This window comes from Kamptonema animale CS-326 (genome assembly GCF_028330895.1).
GTDB classification, from domain to species: domain Bacteria; phylum Cyanobacteriota; class Cyanobacteriia; order Cyanobacteriales; family Microcoleaceae; genus Kamptonema; species Kamptonema formosum.
In genome coordinates this window covers 25,292-31,552 of sequence record NZ_JAQMUA010000467.1, presented here as the reverse complement: position 1 = coordinate 31,552, position 6,261 = coordinate 25,292, and the positions used below count along the sequence as shown (strand labels likewise).

Here is a 6,261-nt window from a genome sequence, read left to right as displayed (position 1 = left end):
CCATGCAAATGTTAGTTAAATAATCGACGGCTGCACCCAGGGCAATCGCCTCTCCAATTGCCGGAGTACCCGCCTCAAATTTATGGGGTAAATCGGCATAGGTAGAATGGTCGAGAAATACGTCGGCAATCATCTCACCACCCCCCATAAAAGGAGGCATTGACCGCAATAAATCTAACTTGCCGTAAAGAAACCCAATGCCTGTAGGAGCGCACATTTTGTGACCAGAAGCTACTAGCCAATCGCAATCTATTTCTTGCACATCTACGCTCAAATGTGGTAAACTTTGACAACCATCAATTAAAACTTTTGCGCCGTAATGATGAGCAATTTTGCAAATCTCTTTAACTGGGTTAATACAGCCTAAAGCATTAGAAATGTGAACTACAGATACTAATTTAGTTTTGTCTGAAATTAGCTTTTTAAATAGTTCTAAATCAAATTCTTGGGTGTCGGTAAGTTCTACAAACTTCAGCACCGCGCCTGTCCTTTTTGCCACAAATTGCCAAGGGACAATATTGCTGTGATGTTCCATCACTGAAAGGATGATTTCATCACCTGGTTCTAGATTACTAAATCCCCAAGAATAGGCGACTAAATTAATCGCTTCACTAGCATTGCGGGTGTAGATGATTTCTTGACGAGAAGCGGCATTTATAAAGGCAGCAATCTTGTCTCGCGCCGCTTCATAGGCATCTGTGGCTCTACCGCTGAGTGTATGCGCTCCTCGATGCACGTTAGAATTATCTTGCTGGTAATAATCCCGGAGAACATTGAGGACAGCTAGAGGTTTTTGAGAGGTGGCTGCATTGTCTAAATAAACCAGCGGTTGACCATTAACTTCCTGTTGTAAAATTTGGAAGTCGGGGCGAACTTTAGATGCTAGGGTTTTTTCTTGAGTAATAGTCATTTTTTTTGGTAATAGGTAATGAGGAATTAAAACTTTATGCTTCAGTACCGCCGGAGGTTAAAACCCCCGTCTAATAGTTAAAGTCGGTTGAAACCGACTGAAAACTTTAGTTAAAAATCGCTTGATGTTTAGTCGTCTTAAAAGGATTTTAGCGATGAGACGGGGGTTTTAACCCGGCGGGTTGACAGCTTAGCAGGGAGGAAAATTAAGTACGACTCGCTACAATACGAGCCAGCATTACCCGCACCGCAGCCACAGGTAACTGATTGAGAATTTCGGCTGCAAAGGCATCAATTAACAAATGCCGACTGGTTGTTTCATCTAAACCGCGACTTTGCAGATAAAACATCTCATCATCCTCTAATTGACTGACAGTTGCACCATGAGAACACTTAACATTATCCGCAACAATTTCTAACTGGGGCTTAGTATCAATCCGTGCTTTTGGTGATAGCAATAAATTGCGGTTTAGCTGTCCTGCATCAGTCAATTGTGCAAGCTTAGGAACAAAAACTTTGCCGTTAAATACAGCATGAGCTTTATCATCAACAATGCACTTATGTAATTGGCGACTCATGCCATGAGGATGATTAAAACCGATTACACTATGAGTATCCGCCAACTGTTCGCCGCCAATTAGGGTTAAACCATTTAGCGTTGTCTCAGTTCCCTCACCTGCCTGAGTAACTTCTAAATTATGCCGCGATATTTTCGCGCCCAAACTAATAGCATGGCAGGTATAACGGCTATGCCGAGATTGCGATATCGTACTCTTGCCAATATGAAAGGCATCTCCACCTTCCCGCTGAATGCGAAGGTGATTAACAGTAGCATTTTCACCAACTACTATCTCTGTCATCGCATTCGTGAAAGTAGAAACATTGCCAATGGTTGCATAATCCTCAACCAATGTGATACTACTACCTGGTTCAGCTATTACTAAACAATGTGGCTGGCACATCACTGGAGTTGCACCAGCAATAGTAAAAAATAGCAAATGAATCGGAGTATCAATCGCCTTATTTTGGGGTACAAATACCACCGCCGCATCCACTAAACCCGCTATATTTAGAGCAGAAAAAACTTCACTTTGCTGCTGGTGCTTACTCAAATGCTCTCTAATTCGAGCATGGTAAGGCCCCGGTGCATTAGATAGATTTCCGGCATAAAACTCTAGTGCCAAAGTTGGCAGTAGGGAGGATTGAACGCTGGATAATTGGGGGGCATAATAACCATTGACGAATACTAATCGTAATGGCAAATCCTCCTTAGAGCTGACGGGTAAAGTGATATCAGACAAACCAACATCTAACTGCTTATTTTCAGCTACCTGAAAAGGAATTTCTAACAACGGCGACAAATTTGTAAACCGCCATTCCTCATCTTTCGTAGTTGGAAAAGCAGCAGCAAGCACGTACTCTGTTGCTATATCCCGCAAATCGTTTAACCCGTAAGCGCAAGTTTCACGCTTACCTTTACCAAGTTGGCGAAACTGACTAACTAAATTAGGTAAAAACTTTTCTCGATTAATAACTTGTGTAGTCATCGCGCCGCCACCTCTGATGCTTCAGCTTCTACTACCCAATCATAACCGCGTGCTTCCAATTCCAGCGCCAAATCTTTATTACCAGTAGTCAGAATTCGCCCGCCTTCCATGACGTGAACATAATCGGGGACAATGTAATTTAACAACCGCTGATAATGGGTAATTACTAGCATGGCATTCTCAGCATTTGCTAAGTGATTTACGCCAGTTGCGACAATTTTCAGCGCATCGATATCCAAACCCGAATCAGTCTCGTCTAAAATTGCTAATTTCGGTTCTAATAGCGCCATTTGCAGAATCTCATTGCGCTTTTTCTCGCCGCCAGAAAAACCCTCATTCACGCTGCGGTCAAGAAAAGCGGGATTCATCTTGACAATATCCAACTTTTGCTCTACTAAATCTTGAAAATCAAAAGTATCAAGTTCTTCTAATCCCTGATGCTTGCGACGGGAATTGTAAGCTACGCGCAAAAAGTCAAGATTACTCACTCCCGGAATTTCCAAGGGATATTGGAAAGCCAAAAATACACCTGCTAAAGAGCGTTCTTGTGGTGATAATTCCAGCATATTTTGTCCTAAGAAAATTACCTCGCCACCCGTAACCGTATAAGCGGGATGACCAGCTAAAATTTTAGAAAAAGTGCTTTTACCAGAACCATTTGGCCCCATAATCGCGTGAATTTCACCTGCTTTAATTTCTAGGTTCAAACCTTTAAGGATTTGCGTCCCATCAACATCAGCAGTTAAATTCCGCACTGACAATATAACTTGACTATTTTCAACAATCATCTTTCTTTTTTTCTCCTTTGCGCCTTGTGCGCCTTTGCGGTTCAATTTTACTTCACTTAAGAAGCATTCTAGCAATATCAGGACTTTCTGGATTGACAATTAATTGTTCCCGCTTGGGGTCAATCAAAACATCCATATCCTGCATCGGAATTGCCCCCAGTAAAACAATATTACTATTAGGGACAACCATCGCTCTCACAGTTGTGATACGATTTTCAAACCTGATTTCCACAGGCCCGACTATTTCTAATCGGACTATCGAACCATCCGCTAATTCAGCTTGCTTTTCATCAATTTTTAACAAATTTAGCTGATTTTTTACTGCTTCAGTAATGGCTAACATGGAAGACCCACTGTCTACCAATGCTCTAACCGTAACGGTTCTAATCTGGTCTTTTTGAATGTAGCCTCTCCGATGCAATACTACATCGTCGCCACTAATCAATTCAATTTCTGCGTAAGTAATCCCCATATTTTCTGTGTTCATTGCCATCAACCTTGCTAAGATGAAGGTGGGCAAAGCCCACCCAACAATTAACCAACACTGCCTTCTAACTTCAAGCTCAATAACTTGTCGGCCTCCACAGCAAATTCCATCGGCAATTGGTTGAAAACATCCTTACAAAATCCGCTAATCATCATTGAAATAGCGTCCTCTGGGGAAATTCCTCGCTGTGCAAAAAAGAACAATTGATCCTCTCCAATCTTGGAGGTAGAAGCTTCATGTTCAACTTTAGCGGTGTGATTTTGCACTTGAATATAAGGGAAAGTATTCGCTTGAGCATTATCGCCAATCAACATGGAATCGCACTGAGAATAATTCCGAGAACCCTTAGAATTGGGCCCCATTTTCACCAAACCACGATAGCTATTGGATGATTTTCCCGCCGAAATCCCCTTAGAAATAATCGTACTGCGGGTATTTTTGCCAATATGCACCATCTTAGTACCGGTGTCAGCTTGCTGCTTGTGATTGGTGAGGGCTACTGAGTAAAATTCTCCCACAGAATTGTCACCGACGAGCACGCAACTGGGATACTTCCAAGTAATTGCCGAACCGGTTTCAACTTGCGTCCAAGAAATCTTAGAATTGACTCCCTGGCACAACCCCCGCTTGGTGACAAAGTTGTAAATGCCGCCTTTACCATTTTCGTCGCCGGCGTACCAATTTTGTACGGTTGAATATTTGATGTCAGCATTATCTAATGCTACCAATTCTACAACAGCGGCGTGTAATTGGTTAGTATCAAACATCGGGGCGGTGCAGCCTTCCAAATAGCTAACACTGCTGCCTGCTTCGGCGATAATTAATGTGCGTTCAAATTGCCCAGAATCGCCATTATTGATGCGAAAATATGTAGATAATTCCATCGGGCATTTTACGCCTTTGGGAATATAGACGAAGGAACCGTCGCTAAATACGGCGGAATTGAGGGCGGCGAAGTAGTTATCACCTACGGGGACAACACTACCGAGATATTTTTCTATTAGTTCGGGATAGTCTTTGACTGCTTCGGAAATCGAACAGAAAATTACGCCATCTTTGGCGAGTTTTTCTCTAAAGGTGGTAGCCACGGAAACGCTATCAAAAACTGCGTCAACGGCAACGTTACTGAGCCGTTTTTGCTCAGACAAGGAAATACCTAGTTTCTCAAAGGTTTCTAACAAAACTGGGTCAACTTCTTCGAGGCTATTCAGCTTTTTAGGTTTTTGCCGGGGTGCCGAATAATAAATGATTTCTTGGTAATTGATGGGCGGATAGCTGACGTGGGGCCAAGTGGGCTCGGTCATTTTCAGCCATTGCCTATAGGCCTTAAGCCTAAATTCCAGCATGAAGGCCGGCTCATTTTTCTTGGAGGAAATCAGGCGGACAACATCTTCGCTCAGGCCGCGAGGGATGGTGTCTGACTCGATTTCGGTGACAAAGCCGTATTTATAGGGCTGATTGACTAAGGTTTGGACGGTAGCGCTCATTATCTTGTGTTCTCTAGTGTTCTGGACGATTCTCTGCGGATGGCAGACGGTGAAGGCCGTCTGGGTAGAGCTTGTTCTTGGGGAAGGCTCTGGGTTAAACAACAGATTTGTTGCTTAAGTATATTTTAAGCTACATTAACAACAGCGATCTTGTCAAAGTCAAAGAGATTATATTAAGAGTTACCAGGGATTACTTGTCATTGCGAGCCAAGCGAAGCAATCCCAGCCGCAACGAGATTGCTAAGCCCTAACAGGCTGGCTATGCCAACGCTTGGCTCGCAATGACGTATTTTCGTCAAAATGTGTAAATCCTGTATATTTTTGTAAACAAGATGATGACGACTACTCAGCAGCATTCCACGAAACAAGATATCCTGCAATATTTGCTTAGGGAAGGTAAGGGGACGGCCCTAGAGTTGGCGGAGTCTCTGGATGTAAGTCCGCAGGCAATTCGTCGCCACCTCAAGGACTTGGAAACTGAAGGGTTGATTCAGTATCAATCGCTACAGGTAGGGATGGGACGACCCCAGCATATTTATGAATTGACGACTCAAGGGCGCGATCGCTTTCCTAACCGTTATGGCGAGTTTGCAGTTTCCCTTCTTGATACTTTAGCGGAAACTGTGGGCCGTGAGGGTGTGATCGCATTGTTAGAAAAACAATGGGAACGCAAGGCGATGGAATATCGCCGTCTGGTGGGAAAAGGTTCTTTAGAAGAACGGGTAGCGAGGTTGGTAGAACTTCGCAGGATTGAGGGCTACATGGCTGAATGCTATCCTGTAGATGCTAGCGATACTCAGAATCAAGGTGCGGGAAATAAATTTATATTTATGGAACATAATTGTGCAATTTCTAATGTTGCTGAGACTTTCCCCAGCGTCTGTGGTAATGAGTTAGAAATGTTTGCAGAGGTGCTGCCAGATTGTACGGTACAGCGGACTCACTGGATTATTAATGGTGAACATCGGTGCGGTTATTTGATTACCAGTAAATGAGCGAAAAGTGCCAACAGTTCACAATCATATCTATATCCATTACTAATT

The 6,261-nt window shown here is 43.2% G+C and carries 6 protein-coding genes; 1 reads left to right on the top strand and 5 read right to left on the bottom strand.

The features are described 5' to 3' along the window. The 5 genes from PN499_RS27410 to sufB all read right to left on the bottom strand — a co-directional run. Positions 1–910, bottom strand: a 910-nt coding sequence (locus PN499_RS27410) for an aminotransferase class V-fold PLP-dependent enzyme (RefSeq protein ID WP_272036520.1), incomplete at its 3' end; no start/stop codon positions are given. A gap of 205 nt (positions 911–1,115) precedes the next feature. Further along, positions 1,116–2,456 (bottom strand): Fe-S cluster assembly protein SufD, encoded by a 1,341-nt coding sequence (gene sufD / locus PN499_RS27405; RefSeq protein ID WP_272036518.1) that lies wholly within the window; start codon positions 2,454–2,456, stop codon positions 1,116–1,118. Then, positions 2,453–3,244 (bottom strand): Fe-S cluster assembly ATPase SufC, encoded by a 792-nt coding sequence (gene sufC / locus PN499_RS27400; protein WP_272036517.1) that lies wholly within the window; start codon positions 3,242–3,244, stop codon positions 2,453–2,455. The genes sufD and sufC overlap by 4 nt, the downstream gene beginning before the upstream one ends. Before the next feature lie 52 nt (positions 3,245–3,296). Beyond that, positions 3,297–3,731, bottom strand: a complete 435-nt coding sequence (locus tag PN499_RS27395; protein ID WP_272036514.1) for a clan AA aspartic protease — start codon at positions 3,729–3,731, stop codon at positions 3,297–3,299. A gap of 47 nt (positions 3,732–3,778) precedes the next feature. Continuing rightward, a complete protein-coding gene (gene sufB, locus PN499_RS27390) occupies positions 3,779–5,218 on the bottom strand; it encodes a Fe-S cluster assembly protein SufB (RefSeq protein ID WP_007353113.1) in 1,440 nt (479 codons plus the stop codon). A 332-nt stretch (positions 5,219–5,550) separates the two neighbouring features. Here sufB and sufR point away from each other — a divergent pair, with 332 nt between their 5' ends. Beyond that, positions 5,551–6,213: an iron-sulfur cluster biosynthesis transcriptional regulator SufR gene (sufR, locus tag PN499_RS27385; protein ID WP_272036511.1), complete on the top strand. Its 663-nt coding sequence runs from the start codon at positions 5,551–5,553 to the stop codon at positions 6,211–6,213. The last annotated feature ends 48 nt before the right edge of the window (positions 6,214–6,261 follow it).